Annotated in this window: 29 protein-coding genes; 16 read left to right on the forward strand and 13 right to left on the reverse strand. The window is 74.6% G+C overall.

The features are described from left to right. Positions 1 to 104 precede the first annotated feature (104 nt). Together CHF16_RS10805 and CHF16_RS10810 are read left to right on the forward strand one after the other, a co-directional pair. Positions 105 to 797, forward strand: coding sequence for a carboxymuconolactone decarboxylase family protein (locus tag CHF16_RS10805; RefSeq protein ID WP_089325835.1), 693 nt, complete (start codon positions 105 to 107; stop codon positions 795 to 797). Continuing rightward, a complete protein-coding gene (locus CHF16_RS10810; protein ID WP_089326003.1) occupies positions 794 to 1,393 on the forward strand; it encodes a GNAT family N-acetyltransferase in 600 nt (199 codons plus the stop codon). Before CHF16_RS10805 ends, CHF16_RS10810 begins: the two co-directional genes overlap by 4 nt. A 22-nt stretch (positions 1,394 to 1,415) precedes the next feature. Here the strand turns inward: CHF16_RS10810 and CHF16_RS10815 are convergent, their stop codons facing one another. Genes CHF16_RS10815 through CHF16_RS10840 form a run of 6 tightly spaced genes read right to left on the reverse strand, consistent with a single transcriptional unit; the run spans position 1,416 to position 7,225 of the window. Then, complete coding sequence (locus tag CHF16_RS10815; protein WP_089325836.1) at positions 1,416 to 2,183, reverse strand: isocitrate lyase/PEP mutase family protein; 768 nt, start codon at positions 2,181 to 2,183, stop codon at positions 1,416 to 1,418. A gap of 37 nt (positions 2,184 to 2,220) precedes the next feature. After that, positions 2,221 to 2,952, reverse strand: coding sequence for an aspartate/glutamate racemase family protein (locus CHF16_RS10820; protein WP_089325837.1), 732 nt, complete (start codon positions 2,950 to 2,952; stop codon positions 2,221 to 2,223). A 22-nt stretch (positions 2,953 to 2,974) separates the two neighbouring features. Beyond that, on the reverse strand, positions 2,975 to 4,378 hold the full coding sequence (locus CHF16_RS10825) for an MmgE/PrpD family protein (protein ID WP_089325838.1): 1,404 nt from the start codon (positions 4,376 to 4,378) through the stop codon (positions 2,975 to 2,977). Next, positions 4,375 to 5,193 carry a cyclase family protein gene (locus CHF16_RS10830; RefSeq protein WP_089325839.1) on the reverse strand — a complete coding sequence of 273 codons (819 nt, stop codon included), beginning with the start codon at positions 5,191 to 5,193 and terminating at the stop codon, positions 4,375 to 4,377. Before CHF16_RS10830 ends, CHF16_RS10825 begins: the two co-directional genes overlap by 4 nt. Next, a complete protein-coding gene (locus tag CHF16_RS10835; RefSeq protein ID WP_089325840.1) occupies positions 5,190 to 6,041 on the reverse strand; it encodes an HpcH/HpaI aldolase/citrate lyase family protein in 852 nt (283 codons plus the stop codon). Before CHF16_RS10835 ends, CHF16_RS10830 begins: the two co-directional genes overlap by 4 nt. Next, positions 6,038 to 7,225: a CaiB/BaiF CoA transferase family protein gene (locus tag CHF16_RS10840; protein WP_089325841.1), complete on the reverse strand. Its 1,188-nt coding sequence runs from the start codon at positions 7,223 to 7,225 to the stop codon at positions 6,038 to 6,040. Before CHF16_RS10840 ends, CHF16_RS10835 begins: the two co-directional genes overlap by 4 nt. Before the next feature lie 230 nt (positions 7,226 to 7,455). Between CHF16_RS10840 and CHF16_RS10845 the strand changes: the two genes are divergently transcribed. The 10 genes from CHF16_RS10845 to CHF16_RS10890 are packed head-to-tail and all read left to right on the forward strand — an operon-like array spanning position 7,456 to position 17,916. Continuing rightward, complete coding sequence (locus CHF16_RS10845; RefSeq protein WP_089325842.1) at positions 7,456 to 8,706, forward strand: ABC transporter substrate-binding protein; 1,251 nt, start codon at positions 7,456 to 7,458, stop codon at positions 8,704 to 8,706. Next, positions 8,703 to 9,722: a branched-chain amino acid ABC transporter permease gene (locus tag CHF16_RS10850; protein WP_089326004.1), complete on the forward strand. Its 1,020-nt coding sequence runs from the start codon at positions 8,703 to 8,705 to the stop codon at positions 9,720 to 9,722. The genes CHF16_RS10845 and CHF16_RS10850 overlap by 4 nt, the downstream gene beginning before the upstream one ends. Continuing rightward, on the forward strand, positions 9,719 to 10,822 hold the full coding sequence (locus CHF16_RS10855) for a branched-chain amino acid ABC transporter permease (protein WP_089325843.1): 1,104 nt from the start codon (positions 9,719 to 9,721) through the stop codon (positions 10,820 to 10,822). Before CHF16_RS10850 ends, CHF16_RS10855 begins: the two co-directional genes overlap by 4 nt. Further along, positions 10,819 to 11,553 (forward strand): ABC transporter ATP-binding protein, encoded by a 735-nt coding sequence (locus CHF16_RS10860; protein ID WP_179271478.1) that lies wholly within the window; start codon positions 10,819 to 10,821, stop codon positions 11,551 to 11,553. Before CHF16_RS10855 ends, CHF16_RS10860 begins: the two co-directional genes overlap by 4 nt. Then, entirely contained in the window at positions 11,540 to 12,241 is a 702-nt protein-coding gene (locus CHF16_RS10865) for an ABC transporter ATP-binding protein (protein WP_089326005.1), read from the forward strand. The genes CHF16_RS10860 and CHF16_RS10865 overlap by 14 nt, the downstream gene beginning before the upstream one ends. A 35-nt stretch (positions 12,242 to 12,276) precedes the next feature. After that, on the forward strand, positions 12,277 to 13,623 hold the full coding sequence (locus CHF16_RS10870; RefSeq protein ID WP_089325845.1) for an MmgE/PrpD family protein: 1,347 nt from the start codon (positions 12,277 to 12,279) through the stop codon (positions 13,621 to 13,623). Next, complete coding sequence (locus CHF16_RS10875) at positions 13,620 to 14,267, forward strand: hydantoin racemase (RefSeq protein WP_089325846.1); 648 nt, start codon at positions 13,620 to 13,622, stop codon at positions 14,265 to 14,267. The genes CHF16_RS10870 and CHF16_RS10875 overlap by 4 nt, the downstream gene beginning before the upstream one ends. Further along, the gene (locus tag CHF16_RS10880; protein WP_089325847.1) at positions 14,264 to 15,640 is read left to right on the forward strand and encodes an FAD-dependent oxidoreductase; all 1,377 of its coding nucleotides are present in this window, start codon (positions 14,264 to 14,266) and stop codon (positions 15,638 to 15,640) included. The genes CHF16_RS10875 and CHF16_RS10880 overlap by 4 nt, the downstream gene beginning before the upstream one ends. 10 nt (positions 15,641 to 15,650) lie before the next feature. Then, positions 15,651 to 17,120 (forward strand): dihydroorotase, encoded by a 1,470-nt coding sequence (locus CHF16_RS10885; protein WP_089325848.1) that lies wholly within the window; start codon positions 15,651 to 15,653, stop codon positions 17,118 to 17,120. Positions 17,121 to 17,136: 16 nt separating this feature from the next. Then, on the forward strand, positions 17,137 to 17,916 hold the full coding sequence (locus CHF16_RS10890; protein ID WP_218826629.1) for an IclR family transcriptional regulator: 780 nt from the start codon (positions 17,137 to 17,139) through the stop codon (positions 17,914 to 17,916). Between the two features lie 28 nt (positions 17,917 to 17,944). Here CHF16_RS10890 and CHF16_RS10895 read toward each other — a convergent pair whose 3' ends face one another. Then, on the reverse strand, positions 17,945 to 18,673 hold the full coding sequence (locus tag CHF16_RS10895; protein WP_089325849.1) for a metallophosphoesterase: 729 nt from the start codon (positions 18,671 to 18,673) through the stop codon (positions 17,945 to 17,947). Between the two features lie 46 nt (positions 18,674 to 18,719). Between CHF16_RS10895 and pdxR the strand changes: the two genes are divergently transcribed. Then, positions 18,720 to 20,105, forward strand: a complete 1,386-nt coding sequence (gene pdxR, locus CHF16_RS10900) for a MocR-like pyridoxine biosynthesis transcription factor PdxR (RefSeq protein WP_089325850.1) — start codon at positions 18,720 to 18,722, stop codon at positions 20,103 to 20,105. 57 nt (positions 20,106 to 20,162) lie between these two features. Here pdxR and CHF16_RS39390 read toward each other — a convergent pair whose 3' ends face one another. From CHF16_RS39390 to CHF16_RS10915, 3 genes are all read right to left on the reverse strand, one after another. After that, positions 20,163 to 20,471: a hypothetical protein gene (locus CHF16_RS39390; RefSeq protein ID WP_143227943.1), complete on the reverse strand. Its 309-nt coding sequence runs from the start codon at positions 20,469 to 20,471 to the stop codon at positions 20,163 to 20,165. 145 nt (positions 20,472 to 20,616) lie between these two features. Further along, positions 20,617 to 21,411 carry an SDR family NAD(P)-dependent oxidoreductase gene (locus tag CHF16_RS10910; RefSeq protein ID WP_089325851.1) on the reverse strand — a complete coding sequence of 265 codons (795 nt, stop codon included), beginning with the start codon at positions 21,409 to 21,411 and terminating at the stop codon, positions 20,617 to 20,619. Positions 21,412 to 21,492: 81 nt separating this feature from the next. Then, a complete protein-coding gene (locus CHF16_RS10915; protein ID WP_089325852.1) occupies positions 21,493 to 21,936 on the reverse strand; it encodes an ATP-binding protein in 444 nt (147 codons plus the stop codon). A gap of 183 nt (positions 21,937 to 22,119) precedes the next feature. Between CHF16_RS10915 and CHF16_RS10920 the strand changes: the two genes are divergently transcribed. Next, the gene (locus CHF16_RS10920; protein WP_089325853.1) at positions 22,120 to 22,974 is read left to right on the forward strand and encodes a helix-turn-helix domain-containing protein; all 855 of its coding nucleotides are present in this window, start codon (positions 22,120 to 22,122) and stop codon (positions 22,972 to 22,974) included. Next, positions 22,971 to 23,171, forward strand: coding sequence for a DUF397 domain-containing protein (locus CHF16_RS10925; RefSeq protein WP_089325854.1), 201 nt, complete (start codon positions 22,971 to 22,973; stop codon positions 23,169 to 23,171). Before CHF16_RS10920 ends, CHF16_RS10925 begins: the two co-directional genes overlap by 4 nt. A gap of 30 nt (positions 23,172 to 23,201) precedes the next feature. Here the strand turns inward: CHF16_RS10925 and CHF16_RS10930 are convergent, their stop codons facing one another. Beyond that, positions 23,202 to 23,768 (reverse strand): TetR/AcrR family transcriptional regulator, encoded by a 567-nt coding sequence (locus CHF16_RS10930; RefSeq protein WP_089326007.1) that lies wholly within the window; start codon positions 23,766 to 23,768, stop codon positions 23,202 to 23,204. Between the two features lie 108 nt (positions 23,769 to 23,876). Between CHF16_RS10930 and CHF16_RS10935 the strand changes: the two genes are divergently transcribed. Continuing rightward, positions 23,877 to 24,257, forward strand: coding sequence for an ester cyclase (locus tag CHF16_RS10935; protein ID WP_089325855.1), 381 nt, complete (start codon positions 23,877 to 23,879; stop codon positions 24,255 to 24,257). Positions 24,258 to 24,291: 34 nt separating this feature from the next. Here CHF16_RS10935 and CHF16_RS10940 read toward each other — a convergent pair whose 3' ends face one another. Further along, positions 24,292 to 24,867 carry a hypothetical protein gene (locus CHF16_RS10940; RefSeq protein WP_089325856.1) on the reverse strand — a complete coding sequence of 192 codons (576 nt, stop codon included), beginning with the start codon at positions 24,865 to 24,867 and terminating at the stop codon, positions 24,292 to 24,294. Between the two features lie 76 nt (positions 24,868 to 24,943). Then, complete coding sequence (locus CHF16_RS10945) at positions 24,944 to 25,939, reverse strand: zinc-binding dehydrogenase (protein WP_089325857.1); 996 nt, start codon at positions 25,937 to 25,939, stop codon at positions 24,944 to 24,946. Positions 25,940 to 26,032: the final 93 nt, after the last annotated feature.

A 26,032-nucleotide genomic window follows, 5' to 3' on the forward strand; every position in this document is an offset into this window, starting at 1 on the left:
CGGGCCGGCGCGTGTCACGCGACCGCCACGTCACCGTGCGGCCGGGGTTCCACATTGCGGACCGGGGGTTGAGGCACCCGCCCCGACCGCCTAGCGTGCGGTAAGTGATCGACCCCGTGAGCGGTGAGGACGTCAATGACCGACGGCGGCGCGGCCCGTCCGCGACCAGGCTGCCGCTGCTGCTCCCCGGTTCCCTCAGCGACGAGCAGCGCGCCGTGTACGAGGCGGTGACGGGCGGCCCCCGCGCCGCCGGCCGCACCCCGCCGTTCGCCCTGGCCGACGACATCGGCCGGCTGCACGGCCCCTTCAACGCGATGCTCTACAGCCCGCCGGTGGGGCTGCCCCTGCAGGACCTCGGGGCGGCGCTGCGCTTCCGGACGGCGTTCACCAAGCGCGAGCGGGAGATCGCCACGCTGGTCGTCGCCGCGCACGTCCGGTCCGACTACGAGTGGTACGCGCACGAGCGGATCGGCCGGCGGCACGGGCTCACCGACGCGGAGCTGGACGCGCTGCGCGAGGGCCGCGCGCCGATGCTCGGCGACGTCCGCGAGCGCGTCGTGCACGAGGCGGCCCGGCAGCTCGCCGCCGAGGGCGACCTCGCCGACGCCGTCTACACCGAGGCGGTCGCGACGCTCGGCCGCGGCGCCGTCGTCGAGCTGGTCACGCTCGTCGGCTACTACAAGGCGCTCGCGCTGCAGCTCCGCGTGTTCCGGGTGGGCGTCCCGGACGGCGAGGAGCCGCCCGCGTGGCCGGCCGGCGATGCCGCGGAGCCGGGCCGGGGCGGTGCCGGGGCATGAGCGAGGTGCTGCGCACGGTGCGGCTGGCGCTGCATCCGGTGTCGATGCGCGACCACCGCGCCCTGCTGACCCACTGGACGGGCCCGCGCGTCCGGCGCCACCTCTTCGACGACCGGACGGTCACCCCCGTCCAGGTCAGCGAGATCATCGAGGCGAGCGAGCGGGACTTCGCGACCGAGGGCTACGGGCTGTGGGCGCTGCGCCCCGCCGCCGCGCCGGGGCCCGACGCTCTCCCTGAAGCGGTGCCGTCGCCCGGCGGTCCGCTGATCGGCGTGGCCGGGCTCAGCCACCACGAGGGGCCGCTCGGCCACGGCGTGGACGTCGAGATCCTCTACAGCCTGGAGCCGGACCACTGGGGCCGCGGCCTGGCGGCGGAGGCGTCCCGCGCGGTGCTCGACTACGCGTTCGGGGTGGTCGGGGTGCACCGGGTCACCGCCGAGATCGACCTGGCCAATCCGGCGTCCGCGGAGGTGGCGTTCCAGCTCGGGATGCGGCCGTGGCGGGACGGCCCGTCCGGCCCCGACGGCGCCGCCTACTACGCCGCGGACCGCTCCCGCTGGATCGGTTCCCGCCGCGTCGCGGACGCGATCACCTAGCCCGCGCGCCCCGCCGCCGGAGTCACCGTCCGGCGATGAGGCGCTGCACGTCCGCGTAGGAGGGCGTGGAGCCGTCCGCGTCCGCTCCGGTGACGCCGAGTGCCGCGGTCACCGCGGCGCGGAGCGCCTCGCGGAACGGCAGCGACCCGGTGCTGATGCGGTGCACGCCCAGCCGCGCGAGCCGCTCGTACCCGGTCCTGCCCGGCAGGTACAGGACGTTGAGCGGCAGCTCCGCCGTCTCCAGCACGGCCCGGATGTCGGCGTCGTCCGCGATGCCCGGGACGAAGATCCCGTCCGCGCCCGCCGCCGCGTACGCGGCCGCCCGCCGCAGGGTCTCCTCGCGGTCGGGGTCGCCGAGCCAGAAGGTGTCGGTGCGGGCGTTGAGGAACACCTGCGGCGCGGCCCGCTTCACGGCGGCGATCAGTGCGGCCTGGTGGTCGAGCGGCGCCAGCGTCCCGTCGGGGCGCCCGTCCTCCAGGTTGATCCCGGCGATGCCGAACGAGGCCAGTTCGGTGACCAGGTCGGCCACGTCGGCGATCCGGCCGGAGAACCCGCCCTCGATGTCGACGGTGACGGGCACGGGCAGCCGGGACAGGGCGCGGGCGAGCGCGAGGGTCTCGGCGCGGGTGCCGCCCTCGGCGTCCGGTTTCCCGGCCGCGGCCGCGACGCCGAGGCTGGTCGTCCCGACCGCCGGGAAGCCCGCCTCGGCCAGCGCGGCGCCGCTCGCGAAGTCCCAGGCGTTCGGCAGCACCAGCGGGCGGTCGCCGTAGTGCAGGTCCTTGAAGTCCATGTGGCCCCCTCCACGCTCACCCTAGGTCCGCCTTGTTTCAGCGGCCGTCGAAGCTTCCGCCGCGCCAGGTGGGCAGGGGCCTGCGGCCGGTGGCGGTCTCGAAGGCGGCACGGGCGAGCAGGCGGGTGGAGTCGAGAGTGGGCAGCGGCGAGACGTCCGGGGTGACCAGCAGCGGGATCTCGGTGCACACCAGCGCGACCGCGTCGCAGCCGCGCTCGGCCAGCCGGCCGATGATCTCGACGTACGCGCGCCGCGACTTCTCGGTGATCACCCCGTTGACCAGCTCGTCGAAGATGATCCGGTGGACGGTCTCCCGGTCGGCGGGCCCGGGGACCTCGGCGGCGATGCCCCGCGCGGCCAGCTCGCGCGGGTAGACCGGGCCGTCCATCGTGTAGCTGGTGCCGAGCACGCCGACGCGGGTGCGGCCGTCGGCGGCGGCCCGGTCGGCGACGACGCCCGCGATGTGCAGGCCGGGCAGGGCGAGGTCGTCGCCGGGGCGCTCCAGCGCCATGTGCGCGGTGTTGTCGGGGCAGACGAAGAAGTCGGCGCCCGCCGCCGCCAGGCGGCGGGCGCTCTCGGCCAGCACCTCCCTGACCGCGTCGTGGTCGCCGGAGTCCCAGGCGGGCATGCTGCGGGCCAGCGCGATCAGGTCGAGCGTCACGTCCGGGTGGTCGTCGGGGCCGAGCTCGCGGAAACCCTCATGGCAGAAGGTGCGGAAGCACAGCGCGGCGCCTTCCGCGCTGTGGGCCAGGATGCCGAGATGCTTCATGATCCGCGAGCCTAACGGGCGGCTACTCCAGCAGGGACGTGAGCCGCCCCACGTCCGCGGCCCCGGCGAGCCCGTAGGTGAGGGAGGTGATCTCCTCGGCCCGCTCCGGAGTGACCCGCCGGGAGGCGTTCAGCCGGAACTTCGTCGCCAGCTCCTCCGCCGACAGCGGGTTGCCGGGGCCGCCCCGGTTGACGTCCACCCGCTCCTCCAGCAGGTCCCCGGCGCGGGTGCGGACCCGCAGGACGGCCGGGAACTGGTGCGGGAAGATCTCGTCGCAGCGGGCGTCGGGGACGCAGCGGACCTTCGCGGCCAGCGCGAGCCGGTCGGGGTCCGCGGCGGCCTCGTCGGTGAAGTCCTCGTGGAAGACGCCGAGCCCGCCGCCGCCGAGCAGCGCCGCCGCGACGGTGTAGGGGCCGGAGAACGCGGCGTGGTACCCCGACTTCGGGCGGATCTTGTCCTCGTGCGGCTCGCCGATCGTGCGCAGCACCGGGGTCGGCGCGCCCAGCTCGGCCGACTCGACGGCGGCCGGGTCCAGGCCCCGCTCGCGCAGCCGCAGCGCGGCGTCGATGCCCGCGTGGGTGAAGTGGTTGCACGGGTAGGGCTTGAAGAAGATCCCGGGGAGCTCCCAGTGCTCGCCGAGGCCGGAGGTCAGGGCGTCCAGGTCGACCTGGTCGCCGCAGAACGCCTGGAGGAACCCGAACCGGCCCTCCAGGACGGTCGGCGGGCCGGTGATGCCGGTGCGGGCCAGGCCGGCGGCGGTGACGGCGGCGTGCGCGGCCCAGCCGCAGTGGATCCGCTTGACGGTGCCGCCGGTGCGGTTGGCCTCCAGGATCCCCGAGCCCATGCTCGCGGCGATGCCCATCGCGTGCGCGATGCCGTCGGCGTCCAGCCCGGACAGCATCGCGGCGGACGCGGCGGCGCCGACCGCGCCGCAGATCGCGGTGGCGTGCTGCCCGCGCTCGAAGAACACCGAGTTGCCGAGCTCGCGGTCGTACCCGGCCATGCCGAGCCGCACGGTGATCTCGACGCCGACGCCGACCGCGTCGAGCAGCGCGGCGCCGGACGCGCCCCGGGCCTCGGCCGCGGCGAGCGCGGCGGGCACCACCGACGCCGACGGGTGCAGGACCGACGGCAGGTGCGTGTCGTCGAAGTCCAGGGAGTGGGCGAGCGTGCCGTTCAGCAGCGCGGCGCTCGGCTCGGGCAGCCGCGTCCCGGTGCCGATCGCGGTCGCGCGGCCCGCGCCGCCCCATTCGCCGACGAGCTCCCCGACGGCCCGCGCGGGCGGTTCCGCGGTCGCGGCGAGGCTGTTGCCGAGGACGTCCAGCACGCGGCGCGCGGCGTCGTCGCGCAGCTCCGGCGGGAGCCCGCCGGCCGCGGTGGCGGCGGCGAGCCCGGCGAGCCGCTGGACGGGGGTCCCGGCGGTCATGCCGACACCGCCGCGAGCGGCCGGACCGGGGAGCCGGTGCCGCCCTTGATCCGCAGCGGGGCCAGCACGAACACGAACTCGTGCAGCCCGGCCTCGGCGAGCGCCTCCAGGTTCAGGTGCTCCAGGATGAAGATCCCCGACTCGACCAGCAGGATCCGGTGGACCGGCAGGACGGCGTGGCCCGCGCCCTCGGGGATCTGCTCGTAGGCGGTGGTGTCGGCGCCGGTCGCGGCGATCCGCCGCTCCGCCAGCCACCGCGCCGCGGCCGGGGTCGCGCCGGGGACGCCGGTCTCCTTGCCGAGGTAGGCGGTCGTGTCGCCGAAGTTGCGGGCCCAGCCGGTGCGGACGAGCGCGACGTCGCCCTCGCCGGGCTCGGCGCCGGCGCGCTCGGCGGCCAGTTCCAGGTCCTCGACGGTCACGCCGTAGCCGGGCGGCAGCGTCGCCACCCCGTGGACGGCGGCCACGTCCAGCAGGACGCCGCGGCGCAGCAGGCCGGGCAGGTTCTCCGCCCCGTGGCTGGTGAAGGCGCCGCCGCGCTGGGCGTCGGCGGCGGAGATCCCGCCGTGCAGCTCGCCGTTGTGGCTCACGTGCGACAGCGCGTCGATGTGCGTGCCGACATGGCCGCCGGTCACGATGATCTCGTTGGCGGCGGAGCCGCCGTCCGGGCGCTCCATGTCGCCGTGCCGCCGGATCAGCGTCATCCGGAACCCGGGGTGGTTGGGGGAGCAGGGCATGCCGGTGAAGAACGGCTGGCCAAGCTCGATCAGCCGGACGCCCCCGGCGACGGCCGCGAGCAGCGGGTCCTGCGTGGTCATTTCTGGCCTTCCTTGACGGGCCGGGCGGCGGACTCGGCGGACGCGGCGGCGTCGAGCAGCCAGGCGGCGCGCTCGACGACGGCCTTGTCCACGAACCGGCCGGCGGAGTCGATCCATGCGGCGCCGCCGCCTGCCGCGGCGCGTTCGGTGAGCTGGCTCATGAGGTCGCGCGCCCACGCGACGTCGTCCGGGTCGGGGACGCACGCCTCGTGGACGACGGGGATCTGCGCGGGGTGGATCACCGACCGGCCGAAGAACCCGGCCCGGCGGCCCGCGAGCGTGTCGGCGCGCAGCCCGTCCAGGTCGCGGACGGCGGTCCACACGCTCTGCGCCGGGGACGGCAGCCCCGCCGCGCGGGCCGCGACCACGACCCGCGAGCGCGGCCAGGCCAGCGCCTCGCCGCCGGCGCGCAGGTCGGCGGCGAGGTCGGCCTCGCCGAGCGAGATCCCGGCGACCAGCGGGTGCGCGGTCGCGAGGCGCAGGGCGTTCTCCACGCCGAGCGCCGACTCCAGGATCGGGAACACCGGCACGCCGAGCGCGTCGGCGACGCGGCGCAGCTCGCCGGGGTCCTCGCACTTGGGCACGCGGACGCCGGCGAGCGCCTCGGGCGCGGCCGCGAGGAGCGCGATGTCGTCGGCGCCGTCGGGGGTGCCGGGCGCGTTGATCCGCACGTACGCGGAGTTCCCCGCCGCGAGGGCGTCGACCACGGTGCGGCGCGCCTGCTGCTTGGCGGAGGGCGCGACCGCGTCCTCCAGGTCGAGGATCACCGCGTCGGCGCCGGACGCGAGCGCCTTGCCGATGCGGTCCGGCCGGTCGCCCGGCACGTACAGCCAGGACCGCGGGGTCACTTGACCACGCCCTTGCCGCGCAGTTCGGCGAGCGCGGCCTCGTCCACCCCGTAGCGGGCGAGGATCTCGGCGGTGTGCGCGCCGAGCGGCGGCCCTGCCGACTCGATCCGCCCCGGCGTCCGCGACAGCCGGAACAGCACGTTCTGCATCTTGACCGGCCCGAGCTCGTCGTCGGGGACGGTCGCGATGGAGCCGAGCGCCTCGAACTGCGGGTCGGCCATGACGTCGGCGGCGTTGTAGATGGGGGCGACGGCGGCCTGGGCGTCCTCGAACGCCTTCACGACCTCGTCGCGGTCGCGCTGGGCGATCCACGACCCGACGGCCTCGTCCAGCACGTCGGCGTGCCGGGCGCGCTCCGCGCCGGTCGCGAACCACGGCTCGTCGATCAGCTCGGGCCGGCCGACCAGCCGCATCACCCGCTCGGCGATCGACTGGGCGCTGGTGGAGATCGCGACCCAGCTGCCGTCGCGGGTCCGGTAGGTGTTGCGCGGCGCGTTGTTGTGCGACCGGTTGCCGGTGCGGGCCTGGAGCTCGCCGAGCTGGTCGTAGGTGATGATCTGGGGGCCGAGCAGGGTGAGGATCGGCTCGATGATGGCCAGGTCGACGACCTGGCCCTCGCCGGTCGCCTCCCGCGCCCGCAGCGCCGTCATGACCGCGAACGCGGTGGTGAGCGCGGCGATCCCGTCGGCGAGGCCGAACGGCGGCAGGGTCGGCGGGCCGTCCGGCTCGCCGGTGATCGCGGCGAACCCGCTCATCGCCTCGGCGAGCGTGCCGAAGCCGGGGCGCTTGGCGTAGGGGCCGATCTGCCCGAACCCGGTGACCCGGGCGAGCACCAGCCCCGGGTTGATCCGCTTCAGCTCGTCGTAGCCGAGGCCCCAGCGCTCCAGCGTCCCCGGCCGGAAGTTCTCGATCACCACGTCGGCGTCGGCCACCAGCCGGCGGAACAGCTCCTGGCCCTCGGGCGCGCCGAGGTAGAGCGTCATCGCCTTCTTGTTGCGGCCGAGCATCTTCCACCAGAGCCCGACGCCGTCGCGCTGCGCGCCGTGGCTGCGCACCGGGTCGCCCTTGGGGTGCTCGATCTTGATGACCTCGGCCCCGAAGTCGCCGAGCAGCGTCGCGGCGAGCGGACCGGCGAACAGCGTGGCCGTGTCGAGGACCCGGACTCCGGACAGCGCGTCGGTCATGGACGGTACCGCCTTCACGGACGATCGTTCCGCTTAGAGAAACGAGGATGGACAGCTCCACCGGTTCGCGCAGGCGCCCCGGACGTCTCAAGGTGGCACCGCACGGTGAGTTACGTCAAGTTTCGCCCACATATTGACCGATTGGCGTGACGGGTGCCACGATGACGCATCAGTGACCTGGTGTTCCTCCTAGCGGAACGATCACCGGGCAGATAGGGCGGGAGAGGTGAATGTGGGCTCGTAAGCTCGCCGCCGGGCTCGGCGCCTGCGCGGTCCTGGCCGCCGCGGCCGGCTGCGGCGGCTCGGCGCCGTCCGGCGCGGCCGGGGTGGCCGCCGGGCGCGACCGGGGCCCGGTCAAGATCGGCGCGCTGCATCCGGTCAGCGGCGCCAACGCGGTCGACGGCCAGCAGATGCGCCGCGGCGCGCAGCTCGCCGTCGAGGCGGTCAACGCCGCGGGCGGCATCAGGTCGCTCGGCGGCCGCAAGGTCGAACTCACCACCGGCGACACCCAGGGCAAGGCGGAGGTCGGGCAGAGCGAGGCCCAGCGGCTGATCTCGGAGGGCGCGGTCGGCCTCGTCGGCACCTACCAGAGCGCCGTCAGCACGAACGCCGCGGTCGTCGCCGAGCGCAACCGGGTGCCGTTCGTCATGGACGTCACCGCCTCCGACGCGATCTTCGCCAACGGCTACCGGTACTCCTTCCGGGTGCAGCCCGGCAGCGCCGCCATCGCCGGCGCCGCCGCCCGCTACCTCAAGGAGGTCTCCGAGCGGGCGGGCAAGCCCGTCCGGAAGGTCGCGTTCCTGCACGAGCAGACCGACTTCGGCAGCGGCGCAGCCGAGGCGTTCACGGCGGCGGCGAAGAAGCTCGGCATCCAGGTCGGACCGAACATCAGCTACGACGCGCTCACGGTGTCCGACCTCACGGCGCAGGTCACGCAGGTCAAGGCGTCCGGCGCGGACGTCCTCGCCGTCGCCGGCTACTACCGCGACAGCCTGCTGGCCGCCAAGGCCGTCGCCGCGGTGAAGCCGGACCTGAACGCGGTCTGGGGCGTGTCCAACGGCGCCTACGACCAGCCGAAGTTCGTCTCCGACGCCGGCCCCGTCGCGGAGCGGATCTTCAGCACCAACTACCACTTCGACGCCAAGAACCCGCAGACCGCGAAGCTGCGGGAGGAGTACCAGCGGCGCTTCGGCGCCCCCATGCGCACCGGCGCCGTCCTCGCCTACGACGCGGTCCAGGTGATCGCGCAGGCGGTGGAGCGCGCCGGCTCCACCGACGCGGAGAAGGTGCGCGACGCGATCGCGTCCTCCAGCGTCGCTCCCCTCACGGTCGGCACCGGCCCGATCTCCTTCGCCCCCAACGGCGACAACGAGGCCGCCCTGCCCGTGCTCATGCAGGTGCAGGACGGCGAGGTCAAGCAGGTCTACCCGGCGGAGAAGGCCGAATCCCAGCCCAACTACTCGGTGACGTGGCGGTCATGAGCAACATCGGAACCAAGGCGCAGTCCCCACCCCCCGCCGCCCGGCGCCGCCCGCTGCCGGGCGGCGCCGGGACGGGGGCCGTCCTCAAGCGCGCCGCCGTCACCGGCGGCCTGGTGGCGGTCGCGATCGCGGTCGCCCTGATCAAGTCCGGCAGCGGCCTGGTCGTCTGGCAGTCGGTGGTGACCGGCCTGCTGATGGGCGGGCTCTACGGCCTCATCGCGATGGGCCTCACGCTGATCTTCGGCGTGCTGGACATCGTCAACTTCGCGCACGGCGCGCTGCTGGCGATCGCGATGTTCATCGCGTTCGGCGTCGTGCAGGGCACCGGCGCCCACCCCTACCTGACGCTGCTCGTCGCGGTGCCCGCGCTGTTCCTGCTGGGCGCGGCCGTGCACCGCGGCCTGCTCAGCGGGGCGGGAGGCGCGTCGCTGGAGAACCAGCTGCTCATCACGCTCGGCTTGTCGCTGCTGCTGGAGAACGGCCTGCTGATGTTCTTCGGCGCCGAGCCGAAGAACGTGGCGCTGCCCGGCGACTTCCAGTTCTCGCTGTTCGGCGCGGTCGTGTCGGGCGCCCGGCTGTACGCCTTCCTCGGCGCGATCGCGATCGGCGCGGTGCTGTTCTGGCTGCTGCGCCGCACCCGGTTCGGCACGGCGATCCGCGCGGTCGCCGCCAACGGGCAGGGCGCCGAGCTGGTCGGCGTGAACGTCCGGCGCGTGCACACCCTGACCTTCGCGATCGGGACGGCCTGCGCCGGCGCCGCGGCGGTGCTCGCCGCGCCGCTGGTCACGGTCACCCCGACGCTCGGCGAGCAGTTCAACATCACCGCGTTCGTCGTCGTGGTGCTCGGCGGCATGGGCAACGTCGCCGGCGCGCTCGTCGGCGGCCTGCTGATCGGGCTGGTCGAGCAGCTCACCACGATCTACATGGACGGGCAGAGTTCGCTGCTCGGCGTGTTCGCGGTCTTCGTGGTCGTGCTGTTCCTCCGCCCGCAGGGCCTCTTCGGGAGGCGGGCATGACCGATACCGGAACGACCGGCACCGGCCCGGCCGGCGGCGCGGCGGGCACGGGCATCACCCTCACCCGGCGCGCGGACGCGGACGGCGCCCGGCCGGCGAAGGCGCCGCCGCTGCGCCCGCACCACCGGCAGCTCGCCGTGCTCGGGGTGCTGCTGCTCGTCGCGATCCCGCTGCCGCTGGTGCTGCCGCCCGCGCAGGGCGCCGTCGCGGTCCGCATCCTGATCTTCGCGCTGATGGCCATCGGCTGGAACGTGATGAGCGGGTTCGGCGGGATGTTCAGCTTCGGCCACGCGGCGTTCTTCGGCCTCGGCGCCTACACCAGCGCCTACCTGCTCGTGGAGCACGGCGTGTCGCCGTGGATCGGGATGCTCGCCGGGATGGCGGTGGCGGCCCTGGTCGCCGTCGTCATCGGGTACTTCGCGTTCCGCTACCGGCTGCAGGGCGCCTACTTCGCGCTGGCGACGTTCGCGTTCGCCGAGATGCTCCGGCTGATCGTCACGACCAGCGAGTTCACCAACAAGGCGGTCGGGTTCACCGTGCCGCTGATCCAGGGCTCGTCGTTCTGGAAGATCCAGTTCGCGGCGGACTCGCCCGCCTACTTCTGGATCGCGCTCGGCCTCGCCGGGACCGCCGCGGCGGTCAGCATCGTGTTCCTGCACTCGCGGACGGGCCGCTACGTCACCGCGATCCGCGACGACGAGCTGGCGGCGGCGTCCCTCGGCACGCCGGTGCTGCGGTACAAGCTGCTCACGGTCGCGCTGTCGGCCGCGATCACCTCGGTGGCCGGCGCCTTCTACACGCAGTACTACCTGTTCGTGAACCCCGACCTGGCGTTCGGGTCGTCGGTGTCGATCCAGGCGATCGCGACCGTGGTCATCGGCGGCATCGGCACCGTGTGGGGCCCGATCGTCGGCGCGGTCATCCTCGGGGCGCTGTCGGACGTCACCGCGACGCTGCTGCGCACCCCGCCCGGCTTCCTGGACTTCCTGCAGGGCCGCAGCGGCCTGGACGTCGCGGTCTACGCGGTCCTGCTGATCCTGATCGTCCGGCTGCTGCCCAAGGGCATCGTCGGCACGATCTCCGCGAGGTGGCGCCGATGAGCATCCTGAACGTGTCCGGAGTGGGCAAGGACTTCCGGGGCCTGCGCGCCCTGTCGGACGTCGGGTTCCAGGTCGAGCCGGGGGAGATCCTCGGCATCATCGGCCCGAACGGCGCCGGGAAGACGACCCTGTTCAACGTCATCTGCGGCGCGCTCGCCCCCGACACCGGGCAGGTCGTGTTCGGCGACCGGGACGTCACCGGCTCCTCGCCGGACCGCATCGCCCGCGCCGGGATGGTCCGCACCTTCCAGCTCATGCGCCCCTTCGGCAGCATGACCGTGCTGGAGAACGTGAGCCTGGCCGCCCAGCACCGCCGGGCGTCGCCGCACCGGCTGCGCAAGCGGTCGATGGACGTCGTGGAGCGCGTCGGCCTCGGCCAGTGGGCGCACCGCAACGCCACCGAGCTGCCCACGGCCGGGCTGAAGCGGCTGGAGCTGGCCCGCGCGCTGGCGATGGGGCCGAAGGTGCTGCTGCTGGACGAGGTCCTGGCCGGGCTCGTCCCGTCCGAGCGCGAGCCGGTCCTGGACCTGCTGTCGGCGCTGCGCGACGAGGACGGCACGACGCTGCTGTTCATCGAGCACATCATGGCGGCCGTGATGCGGCTGTCGGACCGGGTCCTGGTCCTCGACCAGGGCCGGGTGCTGGCGACCGGCTCGGCCGAGGAGGTCACCTCCGACCCCCGCGTGATCGAGGCCTACCTCGGAGAGGAGCCCGGCGATGCTGAGGCTTGACGGGCTCTGCGCCGGCTACGGGCGCATGCAGATCCTGCACGACGTCGACCTGCGCCTCGGCGAGGGCGAGATCGTCGCGCTCGTCGGCGCGAACGGCGCGGGGAAGACCACGACGCTGCGCGCGGTGTGCGGGCAGCTGCGGCCCATGGCCGGGACGATCACGTTCGCGGGCGCGTCCACCGCCGGGCGCCGCCCCGACGAGCTCGTCCGCGACGGGCTCGTCCACGTCCCCGAGGACCGCGCCCTGTTCGGCACCCTCACCGTTGAGGAGAACCTGCGGATGGGCGCCTGGACCCGCCCGCACGGCGAGGTCGAGGGGGCGATGCGGGAGGTGTTCGAGCTGTTCCCCGTCCTCGCCGAGCGGCGCCACCAGGTCGCGCAGACCTTCAGCGGCGGGCAGCAGCAGATGCTCGCGATCGGCCGCGCGCTGATGGCCCGGCCGAAGCTGCTCATGCTGGACGAGCCGTCCACCGGCCTGTCCCCGAAGCTGACGTGGGCGATGCTCGACGCGGTCAAGCGGATCCGCGACACCGGGGTCGCGGTGCTGCTGGTGGAGCAGAACGCCAAGCAGGCCCTCGGCATCGCCGACCGCGCGTACGTGCTGGAGAGCGGCTCGACCGTCCTGCACGGGACCGGCGCCGAGCTGGCCGGTTCCGCCGAGGTCAGGAAGGCGTACCTGGGGCTTTGACGGATGCGGGGGCTGCGAGAGAAGCGGGGGCCGTGATGGACACGGACGCGGGGGCCGCGACGGCCCGGCTGGGGGAGTGGGTCGCGGGCCTCGACGTCGCGGACGTGCCGGGCCCGGTGCTCGACCGGCTCTCCCTGGTGCTGCTCGACGCGATCGGCGTGACCGCGCTCGGCGCCGGGCTGGCGGAGACGCGGGCGCTGCGGGCGGCGTGGGACGCCCCCGCCGGGCCCGCGCCGCTGATCGGGGCCGGGCGGTGCGCCTCGGTCGACGCCGCGGCCTGGCTGAACGCCGTGGCGCTCGTCTGCCTGGAGCTGGACGAGGGCAACAAGTACGCCAAGGGGCATCCGGCGGCGCACGGCTTCCCGGCCGTGCTGGCGCTGGCCGCCGAGCGGGACGCCTCCGGCGCGGAGACGGCGGCGGCGCTGCTCGCCGCCTACGAGGTGGCGTCCCGGTTCGGGCGGGCGTCCCGGCTGCGGCCGGGCGCGCACCCGCACGGCAGCTGGGGCGTCGCCGGCGCCGCCGCGGGCTGCGCGCGGCTGCTGCGCCTCGGCCCGGACGCCGCCGCGGCCGCGATCGACACCGGGGCGGGCCTGCCGGTCGCCGGGCACTTCTCCTCCGCGACGGACGGCAACCCGGTGCGGGACGCGTGGATGGGCGCGTCCAACATGTCGGGCCTGGCCGCGGCGCGGATGGCGGCGGCCGGGCTCGCCCGCAACACCGGCACCGCCGCGCTGTCGCTCGGCACCCTGCTCGGCGAGTTCGACGCGGCGGAGCTGACCGGCGGGCTCGGGGAGCGCTGGGACATCACGCGCGGCTACTTCAAGAGGCACGCGTCCTGCTCGTTCACCCATCCCGCCGCCGACGCGGTCCTCGGCCTGCGCGGCGGGCTCGACCCGTCCCGGATCACGGGCGTGCTGGTCGAGACGCACGCGCTCGGCGCCGGGCTGGCGTCGCCGGAGTGGGAGAACCGGCTGTCGGCGATGTTCTCCACCCCGTTCGCCGTGGCCGCCGCGCTGCTGCACGGTGAGGTCGCGCCCGGCGCCGACCTCGGCGATCCGGCCCTGCGCGCCCTGGCGCGGCGGGTCCGGCTGGCCGAGGCGGCCGACCTGACCGCGCGGCTGCCGGACGAGCGCGCCGCCCGCGTCACCGTCGAGCTGGACGACGGCGCCGTCCGGACCCGCGAGGTCCCGAACCCGGTCGGCGACGCCGACCACCGCCCCCTGGACGAGGGGGACGTCCTGGCCATGCTGCGCCGGTGGCTGCCGGGACGCGACGAACTGATCGACCGGGCGGCGGCGCTCTCCCGCGAGCTGCCGCGCCTGGACCATGCCGGCGAGCGCCTGCGCGGCCTCGCCGGAGACGAGACGAAGGAGCCGAAGTGACGCGCGCCCTGGCCGTGACGCCGATCCATCTGCCGCCCGGGGAGGTCCGGCGGCGGCAGGCCCGCTACGACCGGCTCGCCCCGCCGGGCCTGACCGTGGAGCTGCGCGACGTCGGCCCGGCCGCGCCCGGCTCGCTGGACGACGAGGCGGCGATCCGCGCGTCGGAGCGGGAGGTCGCCGCCGCGCTGGCCGCGTCCGGGGACGGGTGGGACCTCGCCTTCCCCGACTGCGTGCTCGACCCGGCCGTCCCGGACGGCCCCTCCGGCCCGGCCGGTCCGGGCGTGCGGCCGATCGGGCTGCTGAAGCTGAGTAGTATGCACCTTTCTGCGAAGAATGTTCGGTTTGGTGCGGTGGTGCGGAACGAGGCGATCGGTGCGGAGCTGGGCCGCCGCCTCAAGGGCTACGGCCTGGACGAGTACGTCGCCGGGATCGCCGTGCTGGAGCTGCCCTTCGACGCCGTCGCCGACGCCGCCGCCTGGAACGCCGCCCTCGGCGAGGCCGTGGACGCGCTCGCCAATGCGGGCGCCGAGGCCGTGATCAACGGCTGCTCGGCCGTCGACGTCGGGGAGGACCGGTTCGCGGCCCGGGTCGTCGACCCGACCGCCCTGGCCCTCCGGCTCATGACCGCGGAGGGAGCCGCGTGACGGACGGACCCGACCTCGTCGTCGCCGGAGCCGGCGGCGGGCTCGCCGGCGCGCTGCGCGCCGCCGAGCTCGGCCTCAGCGTCGTCGTCGTGGAGGCCAGCGAGCACTTCCGGCGCGGCAACAACACCTCGATGTCGACCGCGATGTTCCCCGGCGCGGGCTCGCGCTGGCAGGCGGCCGAGGGCGTCCACGACTCCCCGGCCCGGTTCGTCGCCGACATCATGGCCAAGACCAAGGGCCGCGCCGACGCCCGGCTCGCCCGCACCCTCGCCGAGGTCAGCGCCCCGCTCGTGGAGTGGCTCGCCGACTCGGTGGAGCTGCCGCTGTCCCTGGTGACCGACTTCAACTACCCCGGGCACTCGGTGACGCGCTGCCACTCCGTCCCGGGGCGGCACGGGTCGAGCGTGATCGACCACCTCGCCCGGCGCGTCCGCGAGCACCCGGGCATCGACCTGCTCGTCCCGGCGCGGCTCGCCGACGTGGCGACCGGCCCGGACGGTGCGGTGCGCGCCGCCGTCGTCCAGTACCCGGACGGGACGACCGAGGAGATCCCCACCCGGGCGGTGCTGCTGGCCACCAACGGCTTCGGCGCCGACCGCGCCCTGGTCGAGCGGCACCTGCCGGAGATCGCCGGGGCCCTGTACCAGGGCAGCGACCAGTCGCTCGGGGACGCGCTGCGCATCGGCGGCGGCCTCGGCGCGGCCACCGGCTACCTGGACGCCTACCAGGGGCACGGCGCCGTCGCCGCCGGCGCGGGGACCCTCGTCGGCTGGGCCACGATCATCCACGGCGCGATCATGGTGGACCTCGGCGGGCGCCGGTTCGGCGACGAGACCCGCGGCTACTCCGAGTACGCCGCCGAGCTCGCCGCCCGGCCCGGCTCCACCGGCTGGATCGTCCTGGACGAGACCGTCTTCGAGCAGTGCCAGCGGTTCAAGGACTTCCGCGACACCGTCGAGTCGGGCGTCCTCGTCCGGGCCGGCGACGCCGAAGCCCTCGCCAAGGCCACCGGCCTGCCGCCGGACGCCCTCGCCGAGGAGCTGGCGGCCAGCGCCGCCGCGGCGCGCGGCGAGCGCCCCGACGAGCACGGCCGCACCCACTGGGAGCGGCCCCTCGCCGCCCCGTACGCCGCCGTCCGCGTCGTCCCCGCGCTGTTCCACACCCAGGGCGGCCTGATCGTCGACGAGGACGCCGCCGTCGTCGACTCCGCGGACCGGCCGATCCCCGGCCTGTACGCGGCGGGCGGCGCCGCCGCCGGGATCTCCGGCCACGGCGCCGACGGCTACCTGCCCGGCAACGGCCTCCTGCCCGCCTTCGGGCTCGCTTACCTGGCGGCAGGCGCCGTCGCCCGCACGACCCCCCGCGAGAATTGAGGAGTACACCATGGCCACGACCGAACTGCTGCTGAAGAACGTGCGGGTGGTCCGCCCCGACGCCCCCGACGGCACCGAGCCGGAGCGCGCGGACATCGCCGTCAACGACGGCACGATCGTCCGGGTCGCCCCGGACCTGCCCTCCGACGACGCCGCCACCGTGGTCGACGGGGGCGGGCGCCTGGCGTTCCCCGGCGTCGTGGACGCCCACCAGCACTGGGGCATCTACAACGAGCTGTCCGCCGACACCCGCACCGAGAGCCGCGCCAGCGCCCAGGGCGGCGTCACCACGTCGCTGACCTACATGCGCACCGGCCAGTACTACCTGAACAAGGGCGGGCCGTACCGCGAGTTCTTCCCCGAGGTGCTGAGCGCCGCGCAGGGCAACGCCTACGTCGACTACGCCTTCCACCTGGCGCCGATGATGGCCGAGCACATCGACGAGATCCCCTACCTCGTCGAGGAGCACGGCGTCACCTCGTTCAAGATCTTCATGTTCTACGGCAGCCACGGGCTGCACGGCCGCTCGTCCAGCCAGAGCGACTTCCTCATGACCCCGCCGGACGAGCGCTACGACATCGCGCACTTCGAGTTCGTCATGCGCGGCATCCAGCGGGCCCGCGAGCAGCTCGCCGAGTACGCGCCGCACATCTCGCTGTCGCTGCACTGCGAGACCGCCGAGATCATGACCGCCTACACCAGGATGGTCGAGCAGGAGGGCGAGCTGACCGGGCTGCGCGCCTACAGCGCGTCCCGCCCGCCGCACTCGGAGGGCCTCGCCGTCACCATCGCGTCCTACCTCGCGCACGAGACGGGCCTGCCGAACATCAACCTGCTGCACCTGTCGTCCGAGAAGGCCCTGTCGGCCGCCCTCACCATGGCGGGCGCCTTCCCGCACATCGACTTCCGCCGCGAGGTCACCATCGGGCACCTGCTCGCCGACGTCGACACCGCGCACGGCCTCGGCGGCAAGGTCAACCCGCCGCTGCGCGACCGCGCCGACGTCGAGGCGCTGTGGCGGCACGTCCTCGCCGGGGAGGTCGACTGGGTCGTCAGCGACCACGCGTGCTGCCGGGACGAGATGAAGTTCGGCGCCGACCGCGACGACATCTTCCTCGCCAAGTCCGGGTTCGGCGGCGCCGAGTACCTGCTGCCCGGCCTGGTCGGCGAGGGCCTCAAGCGCGGCCTGCCGCTCCAGCGGGCGGCCCGGCTCACGTCCTGGAACCCGGCCCGCCGCTACGGGCTGGTCAACAAGGGCACCATCGCCGAGGGCTACGACGCCGACATCGCCCTGGTCGACCCCGACGCCAGCTGGACGGTCCGCGCCGCCGACTCCGAGTCGACGCAGGAGTACACGCCGTTCGAGGGGTTCGCGATGACCGCTCGGGTCACCGACACCTTCGTGCGCGGCAACCACGTCTACAAGGACGGCGCGATCGCCGGCGACCCCGTCGGGCGCTACCTGCGCCGCGGCCGGTGAACCCTAGGATCGTGGCGTGACCAACCAGACCGCCACCGCGCCGCCGCCGGGGGGCACCGAGGTCGCCGGGCGGGTCGCCGACGTGCTGCTGATGTTCGCCGGCGGCCCGGAGTACCTCGGCGTCACCGCCATCAGCCGCGAGCTGGGCATCTCGAAGGCCGTCGTGTACCGCATCCTGCAGTCGCTGGTGTCCCGCGAGATGCTGGAGGCGGGCACGGCGGGCTACCGGCTCGGCCCCGCCGCCGTCGCGCTCGGGGTGAGCGCGCTGCGCCGGTTCAACGTCCGCAGCGCCGCCGCGCCCGTGCTGCGGCGGCTGCGGGACGCCACCGGGGAGACCACCACGCTGTCCGGCCTCGTCGGCGACGAGCGGGTCTACCTCGACCAGTTCGAGAGCCCGCACGAGGTCAAGATGACGGTCGAGGTCGGGCGCCGGTTCCCGCTGCACGCCGGCTCCTCGGGCCGGGTGATCCTCGCGTTCCTGCCCGCGGAGCGGCGGGAGATGCTCCTCGGCCGGCCGCTGGCGGCGATGACCCACCGGACCGTCACCGACGAGGACCGGCTGCGCGCCGAGCTCGCCGAGACGGCCCGGGAGGGCGTCGCGGTGTCGCTCGGCGAACGGCAGGCCGACGCCGGCTCGGTCGCCGCGCCGCTGTTCGGACCGGACGGGGAGGTGCACGGCTCCATCAGCGTGTGCGGGCCCCGGCACCGGTTCACCCCCGAGGCCATCGACCGCTACCGGACCCTCGTCGTCGACGCCGCCGAGGAGATCACCCGCACCTGGACGACGCACCGCTAGGGCGGCGCACCACTGGGACGGCGCACCGCTAGACGGTGCGGTAGTGCGTGGTCAGGCGCCCCTCGTCGTCCAGGAGGTGGATCGCCATGCCCGGGGGAGCGCCGCGGTCGACGGCCTCGGCGCCGCGCGGCGGGAAGGTGAGGGTGGACGCGGCCCCGGGCGCGACGAGCAGGGGCCGCCCCGCGAAGGTCGTGGCCGCCGCCGTGTGGGCGTGCCCGCACAGTACGGCCACGACCTGCGGATGCCTCTCGATCACCCGGGCCAGGCGCTCCTCCCCGAACTGGCGGATCTCGTCCGCGTAGGGGGCGCCCAGCGCGACGGGCGGGTGGTGGAAGCAGACGAACGCCGGCCCGTCGCGGTTCTCGGCGAGGTTCCGGTCGAGCCAGGCGAGCGTCTCGTCGTCCAGGTACCCGTGGGCTTCCCCGGGGACGGTGGAGTCGCACATGAGGAACACGGCGCCCGCCACCCTGTGCATCCGGTTGACGGGGCCGTCGCCCGGTGGCTCGCCCAGCAGGACCTCGCGGAAGGGGCCCCGCGCGTCGTGGTTGCCGGGGCAGACCAGCAGCGGGTGCCTTGACGCGAGCACCTTGCGGGCCTGCTCGTACTCGGCGGGCTCCCCGTGGTCGGCGATGTCGCCGGTGACGAGGACGGCGTCCAGCGGGAGGCCGTCCAGATGCGCCGCGATCCGCGACGCGCGCCCGGCCGCGCGGTCGCCGAGATCGAGATGGACGTCGCTGAGCTGCGCGAAAAGCATCATGCCGCGAATCTAGGCGCCGGCCGGACCGGGATTAAGATCCGGTCGCATGCCGAAAGACTGGTCCGGTTCGGTCGACCTCCACCTCGCCGTCGACGCGGCGGGCGGCCGCCGCGCGGGCCTGGAGCGGGCCCTGCGCGCCGCGATCGCGGCGGGCCGCCTCGCGCCGGGCGCCGCGCTGCCCTCGACCCGCGCCCTCGCCGCCGAGCTCGGCTACTCCCGCGGCACGGTGACCGCCGCCTACGACCAGCTGACCGCCGAGGGGTACCTCGTCACCGTCCCCGGCTCGGGGACCCGGGTCGCCTCCGGCGCCGCCGCGCCCTCGCCCGCGCCGGACCTCCCGGGCGCGCCCGCCGGACCGGCGCACGACCTGCGGCCCGGACGGCCCGACCTGAGCGCGTTCCCGGCCGCCGCGTGGCTGCGCTCGACCCGCCGCGTCCTGGCGTCCGCGCCGCCCGAGGCGCACGCCCTCGGCGACCCGCGCGGCCGCCCCGAGCTGCGCGCGGCGCTCGCCGGCTACCTCGGCCGGGCGCGGGGCGTCCGGGCCGACCCCGCCCGGATCGTGATCACGTCCGGGTACGCGCAGGCGCTGGGCCTCCTCGCCGCCGCCCTGCGGGACGCGGGCACCACGGCGATGGCGATGGAGGAACCGGGCCACTTCTTCCACCGCGCCGTCGTCGGCCGCGCCGGGCTCGGCGTCGTCCCGCTGCCCGTGGACGGCGACGGCGCCCGCCCCGAGGGCCTCGGCGGCACCGGCGCCGCCGTCCTCACCCCGGCGCACCAGTACCCGTCCGGCGCGACCCTCCACCCCGCCCGCCGCCGCGCCTTCACCGTCTGGGCCCGCGACACCGGAGGGCTGATCATCGAGGACGACTACGACGGCGAGTTCCGCTACGACCGGCAGCCCGTCGGCGCACTCCAGGGCATGGCCCCCGGCAACGTCGTCTACGCCGGTACCGCGTCCAAGACCCTCGCCCCGGCGCTGCGCCTCGCCTGGCTGGTGCTGCCCGCGCACCTCGTCGAGCCCTTCGCCGAGGCGAAGCGCCTCGCCGACGCGCACACGCAGTCGCTCGCTCAGCTCGTCCTGGCCGACCTGATCGGCGGCCACGCCTACGACCGGCACGTCCGCGCGTCGCGGCTCCGCTACCGGCGCCGCCGCGACCTGCTGGTGGAGACGCTCCGCGCCCGCGCCCCGCACGTGCGGGTCCAGGGCATCGCCGCCGGCCTGCACGCCCTCGTCCTGCTCCCGCCCGGCGGCCCGGACGAGGACGAGATCATGGAGCGCGCCGCGTCCCGCGACCTCGCCCTCATGCCCCTCCGCGCCCACTGGCACGACCCGTCCGGGCGGCCGCAGGGCTTCGTCATCGGCTACAGCACGCCCCTCGCCTCCGCCTACGGGCCCGCACTGGACGCCCTGAGCGCCGTCCTCGCCTAGAAAGCGGGAATCCGCCGCCCCGCCGTGTCGCCGGGGCGGCGGATTCCGCGGTGCGCCTTACCGGCCGGGGTGCCCGTGGTGGTGCCCGGGGTGCCCGTGGTGATGGCCGGGCTTCCCGTGGTGGTGGCCGTAGGGACCGTGATGGCCGGGGTGCCCGTGGTGGTGGCCGTGGTGGTGGCGGACGCACCGGTGAAGGAAGGCGTTCCAGTAGGTGCCGCGCGGGCACCAGTGGGAAGCCGTCGCCTCGGCCGCGGCGGGCTGCGCCGCGCTCGCCGAGGCGGCGGGCGCGAACGCGGCCAGGCCCGAGGCCATGACCAGGCCGGCGGCGGTCAGCGCCGCGGAGCGCAGCGGAGTCCGGATCTTCATACATCCTCCTGTGGGGAAGGGGCGGCAGGCCCGTTTCCGTAGCCACCCGTACCCGTACTGTAATCACTCGACTACATGCCGTAGGTACAGAGCGGCCAAGGATGTGTCCTCGCGGGACTCCGCGGGCTCATGGATCGTCAGGCGTTCAGGGCAGTATCGCGTCGACGTAGCCGCCGTCCACCCGGAGCGCGCCGCCCGTCGTGGCGGACGCCTGGTCGGAGCCGAGGTAGACGACCATGTTCGCGATCTCCTCCGGCTCGATGAGCCGTTGCAGCAGCGAGTTCGGGCGGTGCTCGGCCATGAAGCGGCGCTGCCGCTCGTCCCAGGGCAGGTCGTCGCCGACCATGTCGGCCACGAAGTCCTCGACGCCGCCGGTACGGGTCGGGCCCGCCAGCACCGTGTTCACCGTGACGCCCGTCCCGGCGACGGCCTTGGCGAAGCCGCGGGAGACGGCGAGCAACGCGGTCTTCGACATGCCGTAGTGCACCATCTCCGCCGGGATCGCCACGGCCGAGTCGCTGGCGATGAACTGCACCCGGCCCCACCCGCGATCGACCATGCCGGGCAGGTAGGCGCGCGCGAGCCGCACCCCGGACAGCACGTTGACCTCGAAGTACCGCCGCCACTCGGCATCGTCGATCTCCAGCGCGGGGCGCGCCTCGAAGATGCCGAGGTTGTTGACCAGGATGTCGACGCCGGGGTGCGCCTCGGTGACCGCCCGCGCGCCCTCGGCGGTGGCGACGTCCGCGGCGACGCCGTGCAGGCGGGCGGCCGGAAGCTCGGTGCGGAGCGCCCGCAGCGCCTCGTCGACGCTCCCTTCGGATCGGCCGTTGATCACTGTGGAGGCCCCGGCCCGTGCCAGCCCGGCGGCGATGGCACGGCCGATGCCCTGCGTGGAGCCGCTCACGAAGGCGGTCCGTCCGGTGAGATCGATGCGCATGGGGGGGCCGTTCCCGCCCTCGCGCCGATCAGCCGGGCCGCGCACGCCGGATCGGCGTGCGCGGGGGAGCGGACCGGGGCCTCACCCGGCCGCCGGAGGCTTCCGGACGGCGGGGAAGTCGGCCCACACGGTGGTGCGGGCCCCGTCCGCGCGGTACCCCCAGCGGGACGCGAGCGCCTCGACGATGAGCAGCCCGCGCCCGCTCTCGCCGTCCGCCGCGTCCCGCAGCACCGGCCGCGCCCCGCCGGCCCCCTCGTCGGTCACCTCGGCCCGCAGCACACCGTCCCCCGCCCGCAGGCTGATATGGATCTTCCCGCCGCGCCCCGACGCCGTGTGCCTGATGCCGTTGCAGGCGAACTCGTCCAGGACGAGCGCCATGTCGCCCAGCAGCGCGTCCCCGGGAGCGATGTGGTCCGGGACGAGCGTGTCCCGGAGGAACAGCCGGGCATGCCGGACGGAACGCTCCACGCCGGGCAGCGTGAGCACGGCCAGCAGCCGCAGTTCTCCGGCCTCGCGGTCGATCATCCTGTCTCCTTCTCGAATGGTCACCGCCAGGCTGATCGCCCTCCGTCACCGCATCAACACGTTCCCGTGAGCTGAGAGGCATCCGGCGCGGGCCCATCGAGAAGCCGAAGTATCGAAGAACGGATGTATGGAAGTTCTCCGAGTCCGAGCCCGCCGTGTCACGTAGCGTGACAGCATGGATTCATGACGTTAAATGATCAGTTCTCGTACCGGCGCCGGAAGATCGGCCAGGCGCTCCGCCGGTACCGCGAGGAACGCAACCTGACCCAGGACGCGGCGGCCCGCCTCGTCGAGCGCTCGCCGGCCACCCTCAGCGCCTACGAGAACGGCCACCGCGCCGTCCGCCCCCGCGACCTCCGCCAGATCCTCGACCACTACGGCATCACGGACGACCGCGAACGCGCCCGCCTCCTCGACCTGGCCGCCCAGGGCCGCAAAGACGGCTGGTGGCGCGATTTCACGAACCACGAAGATCCATTCGCCGTGGATTTCGCCTCACTGGAAGCCGAGGCATCGCGCGTGCGATCTTTCGAGCCGACCCTCGTGCCGGGCCTGCTGCAGACGGCCGGATACACCGAGGCCGTGTTCGCCGCCTACGATCCTGTCCGAAAGCGGCCTAGGGCCAAGAATTCCATCGCCTTCCGGATGGCGAGGCAGCGAGTCCTGGAGGACCCGTCCCTGCGAGCCACCTGGATTCTGGGTGAGTCCGTGCTTCGCATGATGGTCGGAGGCAGGGATGTGATGCGCGCCCAGTGCCGCAAGATCGTGGAGGTCGCGAGCACGGAGAACCTCGATGTGCGGATCCTGCGCAGGGACGTCGGAGCGCACCCCGGCCTGGCCGGAGCCTTCACCATCCTCGACGTCGGTTCGGACGATCCGGTGAAGGTGGTCGCCGTGGACGGCCTGACCCGCGGCTGGCTCATCGATGAGCCCGCGAACGTCGAGTATTACGAACGGGCCTACGCGGAACTTGAATCCCTTGCCCTGCCGAAGGCGGAGACCCTCGCGCTCATAGAAGCGATAGCGTCGGAACTATGAGCAGTTCGACCCCCCGATGGCGCAAGAGCAGTCATAGCGGCGATCACCCGAGCAATTGCCTGGAGGTCGCGATGGTGGATCAGGGCATTGCGGCGCGCGACTCGAAGGATCCGGCGGGGCCGGTGCTGGGGTTCGCGCCGGTGGAATGGAGAAGGTTCGTGGACGAGGTCAAGCGCGGGACGTTCGACCTGCCCTGACCGGAGGCCGGGCCCCTGGGCGGCGGCTCCTCAGCGGGGGCGCAGACCGTCGAGGATGAGCCGGGCGATGTGCTCCGACCGTTCGGGGCTGGTCTCGGCACCGGCGTGGCGGATCGCGGTGAAGGCGCCCGCGACGAGCGCCATCACCTCCTCCACGCCGGTGTCGGGGCGGACGGCTCCGGCCGCCTGGGCGCGGGCCAGCAGGTCCGCGACGTGGCCGGTGAGGCCCGCCGCGACATCCGGGGCGGCGGTGCGCAGGTCGAACTCGGCGGCCGCGAGCGCGCTCTTCACCGCGACGTTCTCGGCGCCCGTCGCGATCATCCGGGACAGCAGCGTGAACAGGGCCGCGGGGTCGCCGGTGGCGGCGATCTCCTCCGCCTCCGCGACCAGGCCGCGCAGCATCTCGATCGCGACGGCCAGGTAGAGCGCCTCCTTGGTGGGGAAGTGCCGGTGGACGGTGCCGGGGCCGACGCCCGCGCGGCGGGCGATCTCGTCGAGCGGCACGCCGAGCCCCTCCGCGGCGAAGAGCCGCTGCGCGGTCTCCAGCACCCGGTCGCGGTTCCGGCGCGCGTCGGCGCGCAACGACGGCTCGGACATCACGGCAACCCTACAACCGGGGCGCCGCACCGGTTAGTCTTGGCGGAACCGGGGCGGCGCACCGCTTAGGGCCGCCGCCCGCCATGTCCGGCATGAGGAGACGCGCCGATGACCACACGCGAGGAAGCGACCGCCCTGGTGCGGCGGATGCAGGAGTGCTTCAACACCCGCCGGTTCGACCGGGCCGCCGAGCTCCACGCCCCGGACTTCTTCAGCCATCCGCTCGGCAGCACGGGCTTCGCGGCGGGCGAGGCGGCATGGCGGGCGCTCACCGGCCGCTACCCCGGCATCCGCGTCGTCGCCGAGGACATCCTGGTGGACGGCGACCGGGCCGCCGTCCGGTCGGCCGTCGAGGGGATCCCGGGCGCCGGGAGCCCCGCGCTGTTCGAGATCTTCCGCTTCGAGGACGGCCGGTTCGCGGAGATGTGGGGCGCGAGCGCGGGGTTCCCGGCCGAGACGAGCCCCGAGGACGTCGCCGGCCGCCCCTGAGCGGAAGGGCGACCCCCCGGTTGGACGGTCCGCGTCACGGCACGCGCGGGGGCCGGGGCATGGGCGGGGGCAGCGCCCAGGCCGGTGGCCTGACCCCCTCGACGACCAGCGCCGGATTGCAGAGGCGCAGGCGGTACACCAGGTCGCCGAAGTCCTTGCCGCCGTGCCCGGTGACGTGCAGCGGGGACCACCGGGAGCGCCGCGGTTCAGGGGTGTACCGCATGCTCCGCCAGATCGGGAAGCGTCCGCCCGTCCAGTGGACGACCGCGGGCGCGAACCCGAGCCGCGCCCATCGGGAGACGGTGACCGCGGTGATGCCGCGCGCGTCGACGTCGACGCGCTGCCCGAAACCGGTGACGACCAGGCGGCCGCGGTCCGTCAGGGCGGCGCGGCGCGCCGGTCCCGAACTGACCAGGGCTCCGGCGAGGGCGCTGGCGGTCGTCAGCCAGAAGGTCGGCACACCCGCGTCCATGGCCGGGCTGACCAGCGCGCAAAGGACCCCGATCACGAGTGCCAGTGCGAGGAAGGTGAGCCCTCTGGGCGGGGCGCACTCGTAGTTCAGCGCGTACCCCGGCGCCTGGTCGGACCGCCGCGAGACACCTCGGGCCATGGGGCGCCTCGCCTTCAACGTGACAGCACGCTCCTACCTGGAGAGTGACTCATGGCGGGAGCGAGGGCAACGGGCGTCAGGGCTGGAGTGCGAGCTTGCCCGTGGTGGCCCGCGCCTCCAGTTCGGCGAGCACCTTCGGCCCCTCGGCCAGCTCGTGGACGGCGGGCCGGCCGGGGCCGAGGACGCCGGCCGCGATGAGCGCGGACATCTCGCCCATGACCTCGCCGAAGACCTGCGGGGCGGTCCGGATGAGGACGCCGATGTTCAGGCCGATGACGTGGACCTGGTGCGCGTAGACCAGGTCCCAGTTGGTGATCGCGGCCTCTCCGCCGGGCAGGCCGTAGACGACGACCCGTCCGGTGACCCGCTTGGCCGCGGCCAGGCTCGCGCCGAAGGCGGCGCCGCCGGCCGATTCCAGGACCAGGTCGGCGCCGGCCCCGCCGGTCAGCTCCAGCACCTCGGCCGCGATGTCGCCGCGGGAGTCGATGACGTGGTCGGCGCCCAGTGCCCGCACCGCCTCGTGCTTGCCGGGTGAGGCCGCGGCGATCACCGTGGCGCCGTAGTGCCGGGCCATCCGCACCGCGGCCTCGCCGGTCCCGCCGGCGGCGGCGTGGATCAGCACGGTCTGCCCGGCGGTGAGGCCGCCCAGCGGTCTGAGCGCCGCCAGCGCGGTCGGCCAGTTCACGACCAGGCCCAGGGCCTGCTCGTCCGCCCAGCCCTCCGGCACCGGCACCGCGCCGGCGGCGGGGAGCGCGAGGTACTCGGCGAAGGCGCCGCCGCCGATGGCGACGCCGACGACGTGGGCGCCGGGTTCCGGGCCCACCACGCCTTCGCCGAGGGCGACGACCTCGCCCGCGGCCTCGATGCCCGCCAGGTAGGGCGGCCGCGGGCCGCCCGCGAACGTGCCGCGCGCCTGCGAGACGTCGACGTAGTTGACCCCGGCCGCGGTGACCCGGATCAGGACCTCGCCGGGGCCCGGGTCCGGCACCGGCGCGCCGGTGATCAGGCGCAGGTCCCCCGGCCCGTCCAGGGACGTCTGCTCCAGGGCGCGCATGGTCGCGGGAATGCTCACGGCGTCCGCCTCCTTTGTTTATCGAACGACAAACAAACCGTCCCACGGCCCGGCGGCGCCGGTCAAGCTATAGTTGATCGAACGACAAACAAA

The sequence above is a fragment of the Actinomadura meyerae genome (assembly GCF_900188445.1).
Classification (GTDB): domain Bacteria; phylum Actinomycetota; class Actinomycetes; order Streptosporangiales; family Streptosporangiaceae; genus Spirillospora; species Spirillospora meyerae.